The sequence below is a fragment of the Mariniradius saccharolyticus AK6 genome (assembly GCF_000330725.2).
Classification (GTDB): Bacteria; Bacteroidota; Bacteroidia; order Cytophagales; family Cyclobacteriaceae; genus Mariniradius; species Mariniradius saccharolyticus.
In genome coordinates, this window is sequence record NZ_AMZY02000005.1 from 25,104 (window position 1) to 38,289 (window position 13,186).

General features: G+C 48.6%; 20 protein-coding genes. 17 read left to right on the forward strand and 3 right to left on the reverse strand.

All coding sequences use genetic code 11. The annotated features are described in order from the left end of the window. Nucleotides 1–17: 17 nt before the first annotated feature. The 4 genes from C943_RS03130 (at nucleotide 18) to C943_RS03145 (ending at nucleotide 3,447) form a co-directional block, all read left to right on the forward strand. A complete protein-coding gene (locus C943_RS03130; RefSeq protein WP_008624127.1) occupies nucleotides 18–953 on the forward strand; it encodes a hypothetical protein in 936 nt (311 codons plus the stop codon). Next, on the forward strand, nucleotides 919–2,667 hold the full coding sequence (locus tag C943_RS03135; RefSeq protein ID WP_008624128.1) for a hypothetical protein: 1,749 nt from the start codon (nucleotides 919–921) through the stop codon (nucleotides 2,665–2,667). The genes C943_RS03130 and C943_RS03135 overlap by 35 nt, the downstream gene beginning before the upstream one ends. Before the next feature lie 144 nt (nucleotides 2,668–2,811). Continuing rightward, nucleotides 2,812–3,198 (forward strand): hypothetical protein, encoded by a 387-nt coding sequence (locus tag C943_RS03140; protein WP_008624130.1) that lies wholly within the window; start codon nucleotides 2,812–2,814, stop codon nucleotides 3,196–3,198. A gap of 9 nt (nucleotides 3,199–3,207) precedes the next feature. Next, nucleotides 3,208–3,447 carry a type II toxin-antitoxin system HicA family toxin gene (locus C943_RS03145; RefSeq protein WP_040478859.1) on the forward strand — a complete coding sequence of 80 codons (240 nt, stop codon included), beginning with the start codon at nucleotides 3,208–3,210 and terminating at the stop codon, nucleotides 3,445–3,447. Between the two features lie 76 nt (nucleotides 3,448–3,523). On the opposite strand, the gene C943_RS03150 is transcribed toward C943_RS03145, so the two are convergent. Then, nucleotides 3,524–4,168: a hypothetical protein gene (locus C943_RS03150; RefSeq protein ID WP_157198414.1), complete on the reverse strand. Its 645-nt coding sequence runs from the start codon at nucleotides 4,166–4,168 to the stop codon at nucleotides 3,524–3,526. Nucleotides 4,169–4,237: 69 nt separating this feature from the next. On the opposite strand from C943_RS03150, the gene C943_RS03155 reads away from it, so the two are divergent. The 11 genes from C943_RS03155 to C943_RS03205 all read left to right on the forward strand — a co-directional run bounded on the left by C943_RS03155 (nucleotide 4,238) and on the right by C943_RS03205 (nucleotide 10,713). Continuing rightward, nucleotides 4,238–4,519, forward strand: coding sequence for a hypothetical protein (locus C943_RS03155; RefSeq protein WP_008624139.1), 282 nt, complete (start codon nucleotides 4,238–4,240; stop codon nucleotides 4,517–4,519). Beyond that, complete coding sequence (locus C943_RS03160; protein ID WP_040478861.1) at nucleotides 4,516–5,895, forward strand: hypothetical protein; 1,380 nt, start codon at nucleotides 4,516–4,518, stop codon at nucleotides 5,893–5,895. The genes C943_RS03155 and C943_RS03160 overlap by 4 nt, the downstream gene beginning before the upstream one ends. A 34-nt stretch (nucleotides 5,896–5,929) precedes the next feature. Next, a complete protein-coding gene (locus C943_RS03165; RefSeq protein WP_008624144.1) occupies nucleotides 5,930–6,973 on the forward strand; it encodes a DUF6712 family protein in 1,044 nt (347 codons plus the stop codon). Then, nucleotides 6,970–7,902, forward strand: a complete 933-nt coding sequence (locus tag C943_RS03170; protein ID WP_008624146.1) for a hypothetical protein — start codon at nucleotides 6,970–6,972, stop codon at nucleotides 7,900–7,902. Before C943_RS03165 ends, C943_RS03170 begins: the two co-directional genes overlap by 4 nt. After that, nucleotides 7,899–8,327, forward strand: coding sequence for a hypothetical protein (locus C943_RS03175; protein WP_008624149.1), 429 nt, complete (start codon nucleotides 7,899–7,901; stop codon nucleotides 8,325–8,327). The genes C943_RS03170 and C943_RS03175 overlap by 4 nt, the downstream gene beginning before the upstream one ends. Before the next feature lie 229 nt (nucleotides 8,328–8,556). After that, on the forward strand, nucleotides 8,557–9,033 hold the full coding sequence (locus C943_RS03180; protein ID WP_157198415.1) for a hypothetical protein: 477 nt from the start codon (nucleotides 8,557–8,559) through the stop codon (nucleotides 9,031–9,033). Between the two features lie 2 nt (nucleotides 9,034–9,035). Then, entirely contained in the window at nucleotides 9,036–9,275 is a 240-nt protein-coding gene (locus tag C943_RS03185; protein WP_040478863.1) for a hypothetical protein, read from the forward strand. 84 nt (nucleotides 9,276–9,359) lie between these two features. Next, entirely contained in the window at nucleotides 9,360–9,557 is a 198-nt protein-coding gene (locus tag C943_RS03190; protein WP_008624156.1) for a hypothetical protein, read from the forward strand. Then, entirely contained in the window at nucleotides 9,547–9,852 is a 306-nt protein-coding gene (locus C943_RS03195; protein WP_008624158.1) for a hypothetical protein, read from the forward strand. Before C943_RS03190 ends, C943_RS03195 begins: the two co-directional genes overlap by 11 nt. Before the next feature lie 58 nt (nucleotides 9,853–9,910). Further along, nucleotides 9,911–10,528, forward strand: coding sequence for a hypothetical protein (locus C943_RS03200; protein WP_008624159.1), 618 nt, complete (start codon nucleotides 9,911–9,913; stop codon nucleotides 10,526–10,528). Between the two features lie 5 nt (nucleotides 10,529–10,533). After that, nucleotides 10,534–10,713, forward strand: coding sequence for a hypothetical protein (locus C943_RS03205; RefSeq protein WP_008624161.1), 180 nt, complete (start codon nucleotides 10,534–10,536; stop codon nucleotides 10,711–10,713). 326 nt (nucleotides 10,714–11,039) lie between these two features. Here C943_RS03205 and C943_RS03210 read toward each other — a convergent pair whose 3' ends face one another. Together C943_RS03210 and C943_RS03215 are read right to left on the reverse strand one after the other, a co-directional pair. Next, on the reverse strand, nucleotides 11,040–11,540 hold the full coding sequence (locus tag C943_RS03210; protein ID WP_008624162.1) for an ArdC-like ssDNA-binding domain-containing protein: 501 nt from the start codon (nucleotides 11,538–11,540) through the stop codon (nucleotides 11,040–11,042). A gap of 3 nt (nucleotides 11,541–11,543) precedes the next feature. Then, a complete protein-coding gene (locus C943_RS03215) occupies nucleotides 11,544–11,954 on the reverse strand; it encodes a hypothetical protein (RefSeq protein ID WP_008624163.1) in 411 nt (136 codons plus the stop codon). 600 nt (nucleotides 11,955–12,554) lie between these two features. On the opposite strand from C943_RS03215, the gene C943_RS21935 reads away from it, so the two are divergent. Together C943_RS21935 and C943_RS03220 are read left to right on the forward strand one after the other, a co-directional pair. Continuing rightward, entirely contained in the window at nucleotides 12,555–12,716 is a 162-nt protein-coding gene (locus C943_RS21935; protein WP_008624164.1) for a hypothetical protein, read from the forward strand. 96 nt (nucleotides 12,717–12,812) lie between these two features. Further along, a complete protein-coding gene (locus C943_RS03220) occupies nucleotides 12,813–13,184 on the forward strand; it encodes a hypothetical protein (protein ID WP_008624165.1) in 372 nt (123 codons plus the stop codon). The last annotated feature ends 2 nt before the right edge of the window (nucleotides 13,185–13,186 follow it).

A 13,186-nucleotide genomic window follows, 5' to 3' on the forward strand; every position in this document is an offset into this window, starting at 1 on the left:
TTCTGAAATTTGGATATATGGAAAGCCTGACATTTACCTTGGATGATGAGCGCAGCCAAGAGCTCGAGCGGCTCTCGGCGCTTGGCTATACCCATGAGGAAATGGCCGTATATTTCGATGTGGACAAGCGGGTTTTCCTGCAGCTCGCACTCGATGTGGAATCCGAGGTCTACTACCGCATCCAGCGCGGCAAACTGATGTCGGCAGCCAAGGAGCAATTGAAGCTCCTCGAAGCTGCCGAAGGAGGCAATATCTCTGCAGGGGAGCGCCTGTCGGATATCCGCCGCAATCGAGGCTGGGAAACCAGCAAGCTGGATATTTTCGGGGCCTTTGAGGATAAGCGCCTGATCGAGCGCCTGCAGGACTATCTCGAGGGTGGCAGCGTCAATAAGCTGTCTGCCGAAGAAGCGATCTACATCGATGCGCTGACGCTTTTCAATTCACTCGGTCGGAAACTAGGTCGACGCAATACTGTAGCCTTCTTCACCAAGGCACCTTTCAGCCTCTCCTACAGCCGTGCCTCGGAGATGTATGATGAGGCCATCAACCTATTCTATCGTGATCGTGGTGTCGAAAAAAAGGCCATGAGGCACCTGTTTGCCGACGAACTGCAGGAAGCTGCACGGATCGTCAAGGATAACGCCATCACCGCCAGGGATTGGGAGGTGTTTGGTGACCTCAAGATGAAGGCGGCCAAGCTGCTGGAACTGGATAGGGAAGATCCGCCGAAATTGCCCGCCGATGCCTACCAAAAACCCGTGCGCGTCTACAGCCTCGAGATTGAGAGCCTTGGGCTCCCATCGATCAACCGGCAACTGGTCGCCTCGCAGATCGAGGAACTCGATATCCCTGAGCGTGACAAGATCCGCTTGAAGCAGGATTCGCGTCTGCTACCCATCAACCTGGAAGAAAAACTGCATGAGCTGGAGGAAGAAAGTAAAGGAGAACAGTAAAGGCGTACAGACGGTTTTTGCCAACTGGCTCAGTCAGCTCACGATGCTGCTGATGCCGCGATTCCTGTACCTGGTATCCGGCAGGGCATCTGCCAAGACTACCGATATCCTCGTGGAGCGACTGATCGAGATGGTCTATGACATGCCCGGTGCACCGGTCGTATGGGTAGCGGATACGTACAGCAACCTGCAGAAAAACGTCTTGCGGACGGTTTCAGAGGGATTGAAGGCCAAAGGCATGGTTGAGGGTATCCACTACGTCGTGGGACGCAAGCCGCCCGAATACACGGCCGCACAGAAGGCCGATCTGCCGCCTGAGATCCGGGAGCATTTTTGGCAGCCCTACAACAACATCGTGAGCTATCAGCACACGATGGTATTTTTCACGGGATTCAACATCACCTTTGGATCACTCGACCGGCCGGCATCGCTGGCAGGTGGTAACTATGTGCATGTCTTCGGGGATGAGGCAAAGTATTTCCGCGAGGATCGGATCAGCAACCTACTGAAGGCCATCCGGGGATACAGGACCAAGTATGGCAACTCGGTATTCTACCGCGGCCACACCTTCACGACGGATATGCCCAATCCCGGGCAGATCGGTCAATATGACTGGATACTGGACCGTGGCAAGAAGATGAAGACAAAAGGCCTGCTGCTCGTGCTGAAGGCCGCCATCATCGTGAATGAATCCCTGCAGGAATACCTCGCAGCATGCCAGGAAGGCAATACCGAGGAGCGGATCAAAAAGAAGCGCGTCTGGCAACGCTGGGTAGAGCGCTGGATCGCTGCCAGGATGCATGCGGATGCGCATACCTTTTTCTACATCGCTTCCTCGTATGTCAATGTGGATGTACTGACTCCGGAGTGGTTTGAGGATGCGTTCAAGGACGATTTCAGCGACGTGAAGACCGCTATCCTATCGATGTATCCAAAGCTGGAAAAAGGGCAGCTATTCTATGCCAACCTGTCTGAGCGGCACTTCTACATGAATGGAAACGATCCCGTATGGGCCGAACGCTTTGGACTCAATGAGGATGAGGACTGTCGTATCCTGAAATACCATGACCTCGCCAAGGCCATCGATGCCGGGGCTGACTTCGGCAACATGATCAGTCTAAGCTTGGCACAGGATATCCAGGGATATTATCGGGTCAATAACTTTATATATACCCTCAGTCCCGAGTGGATCCGCGAGCTGGCGGATAAGTTTCTGGCATTCTACAAGCCACAGAAGGAGAAGACGCTGAATCTATACTATGACCGCGCGGCCAACAACTACAAGAAAGCCAAACAGGATCTGGCCTCTCAGCTGAAGCATGCCATCGAGAAGGATGCGGATGGCAAGCCGACCGGCTGGAAGGTGCTGCTGATGTCGGAGGGTCAGGGCAATATCCCGATGAATGAGGAGTATGGATTTATGATGGAGCTGCTGGGTGGCGGGAATAAGCGCATGCCGAAAGTATTGATCGACTTCTACCGCTGCAAGCCGCTGCGCTGCTCCCTAGAGCTGGCACCTGCCAAGATCAAGGAATCCGGCAACAAAACGATAGTGGTGAAGAATAAAAAGTCCGAGAGTCTTCCGATACATCGCCTACCGCTCGAGTCCACCAATCCCAGCGACAGTTTCAAATACCTGATGATGCGCAATGCCTGGCGAAAGCTCGTGCACCGCAGGGAAGTGTTTACGGGCAGTGCGAGCGTGAGGGGTTAGGGAAAACTTTTTTTGAAATCAATGCGTTCTTGATGTGTAATACCGTTAGAAAAAAATATTATTGAAAATATTTATAGTTGATTGTGTTTCAGAAATGAACCAGATATAATTGTAAATATTTTTACTGTCAGCTCAACCCTCAATATGTCTAATCTGTCATTCAAAGGTGACCTCCGTACTGGTGGCACCGGGATCAAAACCCAATTATCTCTAATTCATTTTATTGAGGACAACGTTCACATCATTTATTCTCCTGCCTTGGATTTGACGGGATACGGGAACAATGAGGTCGAAGCGAAAGATTCCTTCCAAGTTGTTTTGGGTGAATTTATGACGTATGGCCTTAATAAAAAGTGCCTTTTTGAAGAGTTGAAAAAATTAGGCTGGAAAGTGAGAGGCAGCAAGAAAAAACCCAAAGTGGAAAGTCCTGACATCTCAGATATGATGAAAGTGAATGCTGATCTGGGTGAAGTGATCAACAAAAAGGATTATACTAAATATCATCAGGAGGTACTGATCCCTGCCTATTAACTTTTTTTGATGTCGACCAATAGGCTGTCAAACGTATCCCTAGCAGATTACATATTGTTCCTCAACAAAGCTGGCTGCAAGGAAATCAGGAGAAATGGGGGGCATATAATCTTCTCAAAAAAGGAGCTTACCCGACCGATCGTCGTCCAATCCCACATAGATCCTGTTCCCGAATTCATCATCAAAAATGCCCTGAGGGCGCTAGGATTGACAAAAAAGGATTTTTTCGAGATTCTGTTTAATCAGTAGCCATAACCTAAAAAACTCGAGCGAAAGATCGCGTACCAAAAAGAAGAATTCACAGGCAGTTCTAGTATGAATGAGACTAGTTATTCGGGAAAAAATCTTTAGGAATCTGGTATTTTTCAGACGGGTAAGTGTTTCCAAGTGTGTCGGTTAGTTCAAAATAAAATTTGAAAGACGGTATCTCTTCTATACTCAGACCTGACAAATCAACATAGATAGTTTTCTTTTTTTTCTCTCCTGGAGGGTAATTGAACCTACAGTCTGAATCAAAAATTGCGCTCTCTTTGCGCCTTATCAATTGATTGGGACCAGTTTCAATGACAATTTCAAGTCTTTCGAGAATAATCAGGTTATCTGATACATTCGTAATCGAAAAGTCAAACGGAACCTTGTCTATTTTCCTAACCAGCTGATCATAACCAAATCTTTGATTAAGCTCCAATTTTAGTTTAAAATCCCTTTTTTCTTTTTTGGCTTCAAGGTCCTTTTGAAAATTCAAAGCTTCTTGCGCGATCCTGGCTGATTTTTCAGCAATTTCATTTGACTTCACTGCAATCCTGGCTGATTTTTCAGCAATTTCATTTGACTTCACTGCAATCCTGTTGGCAGTATCACTTTTCCGGTTTGCCCTAATCGCGACCACCAAAGCCACAATAGCAATTAATACAGTGACAACTTTATCCCAGGAATTAGTAAGCCAGTTAACTATTTCAATTGTTTCCATTTTCGAATATACGAATTAGTTTATAATCCTGTCCTTTCCCTCTTTCTACTGGCTTGCGAAATTGGTACCATGAGCCAATTGACTGTTTTTGAAGCCATCAACGAGATGCGGAAGCTGTCTGCTGATGGGCTTTCTTTTTCTTTTTCATTCATGTCGTACGAGCGCAGCAAGCAGACTACGCATGGCATCGTGGAAGTGAGGAATGCCCGTCTGCGCAACAAGTCGCCCATGGTAGCCTTCGAAAACTCGGAAATGATCGAGCCCTACTATGACCTGGACACCAACGAGCCCAGGCGATTCTATCAGCCTACATTGATGACATTCAACGGCCGGCAGGTCACCTTGATATGACGGACACCTTGCAAAAAACCAAGTTGGGAGATACCCGCATCCTGCAGCTGGACGCGACGGCTTTTGTCGTCGGCAGCAATCCCTTCCAATCCTTCGATTCCTTTATCGGACTGCAAAAGAACATCGACTGGGAAGCGGATCCCACAGTCGTGCAGGGCGTGAAGCTCGTGCCGCATGGTCTCAACAATGACCTGCCCGTGATCATCCGCGACATCATGGACAAAAACAACCTCGCGCCCGGCATCGTCGAGCGTGAGATTGGCCTGCTCTATGGGGATGGTCCACACCTGTACAAGTTGGTATTTGAAAACGGATTTGCGAAGCGCGAATACGTAACGGATCCCGAAGTGCAGGCTTGGCTGGATACCTGGGACTACAAGCGGTACATCGACATGGCCATGGTCGAGTTCAAGTACATGAAGGGAGTCTATACCAAGGTTATCCGCAACCGTGGCCCAAGGATCGGCAATGCCGGCAGGATCAATTACCTGCAGGTCGTGCCATCTACTGATGCCAGGCTCGAATGGCCCGAAACGGGCCCCAAGCGTCTTGAATCCGTGAAGCGGATATATGTAGGTGACTTCCAAAACCACTGCCTCTATACCGGTCTGACGGGATACCCTGTCTTTGATCCTTATGATCCATTCAAGTATCCGATCAGTATCGGGTATGACAACAAGTACAGCTTTGGCCGCAACTTCTACAGCGTGCCGAGCTACTACGGTTCGCTGAACTGGATCATGCGCTCCTCCGATATCCCGGACGTGCTCAAGTACCTGAGTGAAAACGGGATCACCTCGGCATTCCATATCCACAGTCCCGCCGACTACTGGAAGGATAAGTCCGATAAGCTGAAGGAAATGTATCCGTCCGAGACAGACCAGGAGCTGCAGAAGCGACTGGAAAAGTTGAAGGATGACACCTTTGACCAAATGTCCAAGGTGCTGACCGGCAAACGCAACGCGGGCAAATTCATCGAGACGGTCGACTTCTACGATGTAGATGGAAATCTCTGCGCCTGGAAGGTGGAAGCGATCGATCAGAAGGTAAAGGACTTCATCGAGAGCCAACTGAAGATCAGCGAAAAGGCGGACAGTGCCACTACCTCCGGGATGGGATTGCATCCTTCCCTCTCCAATATCATCGTCAACGGACAGCTCTCCAGCGGCTCTCAGATGCTCTACGCACTGAAGCTCTACATGGCTTCGGATACGACAATCCCAGAAGAAGTGGTATTCCAGAAGCTGAACCAGGCGATCCGCGCCAACTTCCCCAATAAAGGCCTCAGGATGGGTTTCTACCATCACAGTGTAGCCAGGGAAGAAGACGTCAATCCGGAGGGAAGGGTGATGAATTCGGCGGCGGAGGAAAGGTAGAAAGAGACACAGGACACAAGACGCAAGACACAAGATGTTGTTCAACAAATCAAATAACGGCGCTGAGGAACTGCGGGAGCGGACCGGGAGCTACTATGCCAACAATGACTTTGCGCGGATCTCCACGGATGTAATGCTGGCTGAGGAGGAAATGATCAAGCTGGTGGGCAAAGCTGTCTACAACAAAGCCCTCGACCACTACAAGAGCAGCTCTTACAATCTGGCCAACCCGAGCGCCGATCAGGCGAAGCTTGACAAGCTTGTCAAGCTGCTGCAGATGCCGATCGCCTACAAAGCGACTTTCAACTACTACCAATCGAACTTGGTCAGCCACCAGGACAGCGGCCGCAAGGTCTCCATCGACAACGAAAACGAGAAGATGGCTTGGGAGTGGATGCTCGACCGGGACGATGAGGCGCAGCTGCGCAAGGTCAATCAGACCACCGATCTCCTGATCAACTGGCTGGAATCGGAAAAACTGGCGGAATGGATGGACTCCGACAATAGACGGACAGCCAGGAAGCTATTCGTCAATTCGGAAACGATCTTCCAAGATGGCTATCCGATTGACCAATCACCAAGGTTTTTCTATACCGTGCTGCCCTTCAACAAGGAGATTCAGCAGCGTACGATCAAGAAGGCCCTTGGTGCCCAATACGAACATCTTCTCAACTACTGGATAGCTCTGCAGTCAGATGCGGGCGAAGCCGGCAGCGGATCCGGAAGTACTAACGGCGGCATCCCATCCGCTCCAGGGGATGCCACACTGGAAGCGATCCTGCCACTTGTGCAAAAAGCCATCCCGCTTTTGGTAATGTCCATGGCTGTAAAGCGACTGGCACTGCAGGTGCTCCCTGAGGGCGTGGTCCAGCAGTACAAGTCCGACCGGGCAGCCAGGGCAGGATCCAAGCCGATCGAGCTGCGCGAAATCATCGACTGGCATGTGAAAAAGCTGCAGGACGATGCCGATACACACCTCAACGACATCAAGGAAATTCTCCGGGCATCCAATCCCGAGGCTTCCACCTATCAGCTATTGCCCAACAACAGTGAGAGCAACAAGTATTTCCGTACATGAACACCGTCGAGATACCCGAAAAATCCATCAAGCTCGAAATCCCCTCCCACTGGGATGAGATGAGCGACAGCCAGCGCCGCTACTGCCTCAAGCAGGCGGTATGGGCGAGCCTTGGGATTATCGGCGTACAGGAGGCTAAGGTGCGCTGTCTGTACCATCTGATGGATATCGAGCGCGACAGCCGGTCGGTGATGTGGGACCGGATCAGGTCTGAGGCGCAGGTCAGCGATAAGTACAGCAGGATTTTTCTCCTGTGCGAGGAGCTGGTGACCTTCCTCTTTGCGGCCAATGAAAAGGGCGAGTTGGAAATCAATTACGATACGGTGTACAATCATTTCCCTGAGTTGCGCGCGAGCAAAGTCACACTCTACGGCCCTGCGCACCTCTGCGCTGATCTGACATTTGGGGAGTTTCGCGCTGCCATCGAGTACATGGAATCGAGCTTCCAGTCCAGGGATGATATGGACATCTGCAGGATGATCGCCTGCCTGTATCGACCTGAGCGGCAGGACTACGATATGGTAGCGCATTCGGAAAGTTGGGATGGACAGCGAAAGCAGCCCTTCAATCGTGCCTTGGTACCTGTTAATGCCGGGCTTGTGGCCAAAATCGGCACCGTGTACCGGACGGCTGTGCTGCTGTGGTTCAGCTACGTGGTCAAATACATACAGACCGAAGACCTGCAGATCGGTGGTGTGACGGTCAATTTCTCCCCGCTCTTTGGCGGTAAGCGCAAGGCCATGGACGATGATGCGCCCCGATCGGGATCCGGCTACGGCTGGATATCGGTACTCAACGCGATCGCCAAGGAAGGTCCCTATGGAGATATGGACAAGACGGAGAAAGCGGGGCTTTTTGACGTGCTGCTCTACATGCTCGAGATGCATGAGCAAAACGAAAAACTCAAACAAAAATCCAAAAAGAAATGATCGGGATCAGGGAATATGCCATCTACATGCAGCAAGTCGTGGACGAGATCCCGGCGCTGAAGGAAATGATCATGGTGGCCGAAGACAATCACGCTATCAACAGGCTGAAGGATAAGCCTGGGATGATCCTCGCGGCCGTCATCCCCAACAGCCAGGGCACTGGCGATGTGGGCATGTCCTCCGATAAGCAGACCGGGTATCTATTTGTAATCGAAAAACGCAGCAACGATGCTACACAGCAGAAAGAAATCGATCAATACGGCCGCACGCAGGATGCGATGCTGGCGGTCAGGTCCAAGATCGAGGAGGACGCCGAGGATGGGTGCTCGCCATTTACCAGACTCGAGATCAGCTCCATCGGCATCGAGCCCGAGTTCAACATCTTCGGCGGATGGAACGGGTGGAGCATGCTGTTCACATTCTAAGACCGGCAGATACAAGAGCATCAGCCCATGGAGTGGCTTTGTGACCGAGGTCTGGTGTACCAAATGCAAACGGGTGATATTTTTTGAGATAGATTGAAAGGCACCGGCAGGAAGGGTAATCCTGCCGGATTTTTTATTTATATGTAAATATTCCAAAATATTTATATAAAAAATTTGCAAAGCTGGCGAATGATCCTGAAATTGGCTCCTGCTAAAACATCAAATGGATATGGAAACTATCATCACACTTGCCAAAAGAAAGTCGCTCAACGAGCGTGCCATCGCAAAAGGTCTATTTGCAGACCTGGAAAAACCCTTCAAATTAATCATTGCTTCAAATGATCCTTCGGACATCTTCCGGACTGTTCATCTCAAGAATGACAAAGTAGTATTGGAGCTGATTATCGAGGATCCAAAATTGGGAGATCAAATCCGTACCCAGGAAATGGGTAAGGAATCATTTTGGGCGGCTCTTGCCGTGGATCCCATGGAGCATATCGCCTCTAACAGAGAAGTTTGGTTCGAATTTACGGGAGGATTTCCCGAAGGAGATTACGAGCTCGAGCGCGAAGGCTACGTGATCGGCAACAAGTACAAGGGGATACTGCATCCCGAGGCGGCAGGCGGTGCCGGTCAGGTCTGGACCGTGGCAGCATCCGGTAATGACTGTGTGTTTTATGTGGGGGAAAATTGTAAAGTGCTTTAGTGATGGGATCTCGGGTCAAGAAAAAAAGGCACGTGCCCTATCTGCTGACACTTTACATCAGGATGGATGTGCATCAGCGGATCGCCTTCAAGGCATATCTGCGCTGGTATGGTAGGCAACGGATCACACTCCAGGAATACCTGAAGGGATGGAGTATCGTCCAGGAATATCACGGTCCACTTACAGTGTCATCTATCACAGAGCGAGGATTGCAGCTATCAGGAAAGGAATGGTCAGTTTGAATGGTCGATAACGCGGAGACTGGGGATGGTCGCGATCTCCCCAGTCGGACGTTATCGGGCGTTTGTTATCTTTAAAGAAAAATCATGGCGGCAGCACTGAACAATATCATTATACTTACCTGCGGGGATTTGCGGGAATTCTGGACCAGCCTGGTGCTGCTGTGCGAGGCGCATCCGGAGTTCTCGTACCACTACATCAAGAAAAACAAGTTTCCCTTTGAGTACAAGGGATGGACCTTTGAAAAAGAACCTGTAAACGTAAAGAAAGGCAATGGGGAGTAAGAAGCAAATCAAGGAAGCCAGGGAAAAGATCGCCGTGGCCGGCAAGCGAGTAGGTCAAATGGCCAGTGTGGTCCAGGGGATCAACTTTCTGATCGACAAGAAAGCGGTCGTCATCGATGGCAATACCGTGTATCTGTATCGGGAGCTGTGGGGATCCGATCCGAAGACGCCAGATGCCTGGATGAAGAATATGTATATCTATATGCGGCTGCAGCAGCTCTGCGAGGAAGGCCAGACGATCTACTTCCGAAATATCGAGACCGATGAGCTGATTGGGAGGTATGAAAGTGTTTAGTAGGTATTTGATTTTTTGACATCGATTGATATCTTAGTGGAAACTAATCGTCGATCGAATGAAAAGGATATTTTTTATCATCTTTTTGGTAGTGGTACATGTTGCCCAAAGCCAAGCCCAGGAAAAGTATGCGACCTATTTTAATTCCTTTCTCGAAAAGGATCTGGAAATCGAAGCAACTTTTGATGACCCAAAAATGACTCTATACATCAATGGGTATTCACTAGAGCGAGCCTCCGAAAGAGGTGGATTTATGGTTTCTGAAAAAATGCACGCCGGATTTCTTCATGACCTCAAAGTTGCGAGAGATAAGTATGTCGAATGGAGAAATGTAGCGATAGAGAATGATGTTCGGGATCTTAGGAAAGATGTCGAACTACAGCCTCAACGAATAAACGGGTACTTCAATTCTGGGTCAAAATGGTACTTTGATTTTTCTGTAGTTCCAACGTTTAGATTTTTGATCTCCGAAGATGAAGGTAAAGTCACCTACCGAATGTTTATGATGTCGGGTAAACTTCAGGCTTCAACAAATGAGTATATCGATACCGATGGATTCATTATTCCATTTTCGACGATCGAAGAGTTTGATGAATTCATTGACTTGGTGACTATGGAAAAGATAGAGGAGTTTAAGCGGCAGAAAAAAGACAAGTCAAGCCTTTTCAAAAATTAGTATCTATGAACCAAAAGGAAAAACTAGCGTCCCTATCGGACCGTGAGATTCAGGAGAGAATCCTTGTCAACCTGGAAAAGATCAGCCAAAAGACCGGCACAATTTCCACGATTGTCACGATTTATTTTGTTGTTTCTCTCCTTGGCGTCATTCTCTATTTGGTTGCTGTTATGCCTCGTGTGTAAGGGATTAACATTTTCACTGCTTCCCTGGTATCGTATTTTTAGTGTGTGCCGGAAGCAGTGAAAAAGTAGACAAACAACTGATTTTTTCAGGTGCGCCGGATGGGAAGACGGTTTTTGAGCAGCAAAAATACCCGGAACGGGTGACGCACGTGAAAAAATGCCGCTTCGAGCGCGCGGAAACCACTACCAAAGTAGTAGTTTCCTTGCTGGGCATCAGCTCCCAAGGCTACCCCTTTTCGCTGGGGTCTCGGCGTTCTCTTTCAGATTGTACTCGGGCGCATTCTCAAAGGAACTTGCAAACGAAAACTAAGCCCTGCGCATTGTCTTTAGTCTATTTCCACTGGTTTGAGGGCTGCCAGTTTGGCCTCTTTTGTCTCTCTCTCCTGCTTTTCGGTTTCCTTCCGCTGCTTCTCCGCTTCGAGTTCCTCGGCTGTGATTACCTGCTTATCTGAAAACAGGTAACAGATGGGGAAATACTCGTATTCGCTGTCGTCCTCTGCTGGCTCCCCTTTGGCCTTGGCTTCCTCTGCCTTTTGTCGGCCGACCGGCTGCCCCCAAACCAAAAAGGCGGTGGATCCTTTCTTGATCGTGGCTCCCTTCGCTTTCCACTGGTGGAAGGTGTTAAACTCGGTCGCTCCGTCCGTGTTGTGTATGTGGTTTAGCAGCATGTAATTTATCGTCCTACTCGACCAAAAAAGGGCTTCATCGAGCGTTTCCGCTCCCTCTGCCATATCATCCCGCAGCTTTTTGGCCATGTTGGAAAGGTTTACCAAGAAATCCCTTTTGGGATTCCTTGGCTTCTTTGGGGTTGTGTCCTGCTTTTCCATGGCTTAGGCGTTGATTTGGTTTTGGAGTTCGTGTCTTTTGGTGTCGATGCTACCTAGCGCAAAGCGGATTACCTCGGCGATCACCTTGGGATTACGCATTTTAAGGACGTCATTTTCTGAGCTGTACCCCTGTTTTTTGGTGACCTTGAGGGTAAAGTTTTCAGTCTGGAAGGGGTCCGCATCGCTTTCTTTGTCGACCTCCGTCACTATGGTAGCCAGCGAATCGGCGTACTCGTCAAGTGTTGCCAGGCGTTTCATTAGTACCTGCTTGTTTTTGAAATACTCGATTTTCTCCTCTAGGCTTTTTGGCTGCGCCTCGATCAGGGCTTGCAATGCTGCGACCTGGTCTTTGAGAATTTGGATTTCTGCAGATTCGGGCGTCTGCTCGGCTGTTTTTTTGGCTTGCTCTTTCATGATGTTTTAGCGTTTTATTGAATTATTTATATATAAATATACTAGTATATTTATATAAAATCAAGCCCTTTTCATTTGTAAATCACTCATAATCAGGCGTTTTGATCATAGATTTTAGATTTTTCACAGGTTTTTTGGTGCCATTCAAGCGAAAAATTTTTTTACCTCGTTTTTCTCAAAAAAACCCGTTTCGAGCCTTAAAAAGGCTAAAATCAAGCCCGCTATTTAGAATGAAAATAAATTAATCATCTCAAAATCAGTGGTTTATCTGTTTTGGGTTTGTTCAGGCTTTGCCTTCACTGAAGATTGACCCCGACTCCGCCCTCCGCCTAAGATGCAATTGCAATCCCTGCACCTGACATGGATATATGATAGACTATTTAGTTTTAAATGATCAACTACAAAAAATCACACCACTCCACAGCTAATCCCCTGGGATTAGGCCATTGATTTTTTTACTACCTTAGCAGTGCTAAAACATCAAATGAATACCTGTATTTGTCATATCATTCATGGTCGGAGTCGGTTACCCGTAAGGGCCCGGGGTTTTATCATTCATTTGATGTACCTAGCAGCTCCGGCCACCATACCTATATTACAATGCCAGCTAAAACATCAAATGAAAAGTTCTATCTCGTCTTTGAGGTAAGGGAGGTAGATCGGGAGGGTCTTAAAAAACTACTCCTTGAGATTGAGTCCGTGATGGGCATGGTTCCCCTGACCATCTTGGACGAAAGCGAAAAGCCGATTCAAATGGACTGAAGGTAAAAGCTCTATCCCCACAGGATAGGGCTTTTTTCATGTCCTTTCTCCAGGTATGCTCCGCAATTAGCTTCGTATCAATTAGCTGCGAAGCCTGTGAGCATTATCAAAAAAGAGTTTGTCAGAAGGATTTTGAAAGACGAGGCTGAAAGGTTTGAGAAGAATCAGGCCTTGCAGATGCGTCGTGTGCTTACTTTTCACACCGGTACGCTCGAACGCGAGCGATTCTTTTCCGTCACCTCAGACGATTCCATGGATGGTAAGCTCACATTGAAGCACAAAGCCTACCAACGTTTCCTTGATATCAAGAAGAAAGTAAGGAGTAAGAACTCTCGCAGGCTCAAGCAGCGCAGGCTTAACATCCATAATCGATTCGTGTTTGGACACTTTTTCAGCATAGCCAATAGGCTTATGTACGGCTTCACCGAAGAGGTGGCAGAGGGCATCAAACGTGATCTTCAAAATTAACG

What these genes read in the sequence shown, in the direction of transcription:
- C943_RS03155 (WP_008624139.1), top strand. Translation starts at nt 4,238, where the DNA reads ATGAGCCAATTGACTGTTTTTGAAGCCATCAACGAGATGCGGAAGCTG.
- C943_RS03165 (WP_008624144.1), top strand. Translation starts at nt 5,930, where the DNA reads ATGTTGTTCAACAAATCAAATAACGGCGCTGAGGAACTGCGGGAGCGG.
- C943_RS03185 (WP_040478863.1), top strand. Translation starts at nt 9,036, where the DNA reads ATGGGATCTCGGGTCAAGAAAAAAAGGCACGTGCCCTATCTGCTGACA.
- C943_RS03140 (WP_008624130.1), top strand. Translation starts at nt 2,812, where the DNA reads ATGTCTAATCTGTCATTCAAAGGTGACCTCCGTACTGGTGGCACCGGG.
- C943_RS03195 (WP_008624158.1), top strand. Translation starts at nt 9,547, where the DNA reads ATGGGGAGTAAGAAGCAAATCAAGGAAGCCAGGGAAAAGATCGCCGTG.
- C943_RS03160 (WP_040478861.1), top strand. Translation starts at nt 4,516, where the DNA reads ATGACGGACACCTTGCAAAAAACCAAGTTGGGAGATACCCGCATCCTG.
- C943_RS03175 (WP_008624149.1), top strand. Translation starts at nt 7,899, where the DNA reads ATGATCGGGATCAGGGAATATGCCATCTACATGCAGCAAGTCGTGGAC.
- C943_RS03170 (WP_008624146.1), top strand. Translation starts at nt 6,970, where the DNA reads ATGAACACCGTCGAGATACCCGAAAAATCCATCAAGCTCGAAATCCCC.
- C943_RS03215 (WP_008624163.1), bottom strand. Translation starts at nt 11,954, where the DNA reads ATGAAAGAGCAAGCCAAAAAAACAGCCGAGCAGACGCCCGAATCTGCA.
- C943_RS03205 (WP_008624161.1), top strand. Translation starts at nt 10,534, where the DNA reads ATGAACCAAAAGGAAAAACTAGCGTCCCTATCGGACCGTGAGATTCAG.
- C943_RS03130 (WP_008624127.1), top strand. Translation starts at nt 18, where the DNA reads ATGGAAAGCCTGACATTTACCTTGGATGATGAGCGCAGCCAAGAGCTC.
- C943_RS03190 (WP_008624156.1), top strand. Translation starts at nt 9,360, where the DNA reads ATGGCGGCAGCACTGAACAATATCATTATACTTACCTGCGGGGATTTG.
- C943_RS21935 (WP_008624164.1), top strand. Translation starts at nt 12,555, where the DNA reads ATGCCAGCTAAAACATCAAATGAAAAGTTCTATCTCGTCTTTGAGGTA.
- C943_RS03210 (WP_008624162.1), bottom strand. Translation starts at nt 11,540, where the DNA reads ATGGAAAAGCAGGACACAACCCCAAAGAAGCCAAGGAATCCCAAAAGG.
- C943_RS03135 (WP_008624128.1), top strand. Translation starts at nt 919, where the DNA reads ATGAGCTGGAGGAAGAAAGTAAAGGAGAACAGTAAAGGCGTACAGACG.
- C943_RS03200 (WP_008624159.1), top strand. Translation starts at nt 9,911, where the DNA reads ATGAAAAGGATATTTTTTATCATCTTTTTGGTAGTGGTACATGTTGCC.
- C943_RS03145 (WP_040478859.1), top strand. Translation starts at nt 3,208, where the DNA reads ATGTCGACCAATAGGCTGTCAAACGTATCCCTAGCAGATTACATATTG.
- C943_RS03180 (WP_157198415.1), top strand. Translation starts at nt 8,557, where the DNA reads ATGGAAACTATCATCACACTTGCCAAAAGAAAGTCGCTCAACGAGCGT.
- C943_RS03150 (WP_157198414.1), bottom strand. Translation starts at nt 4,168, where the DNA reads ATGGAAACAATTGAAATAGTTAACTGGCTTACTAATTCCTGGGATAAA.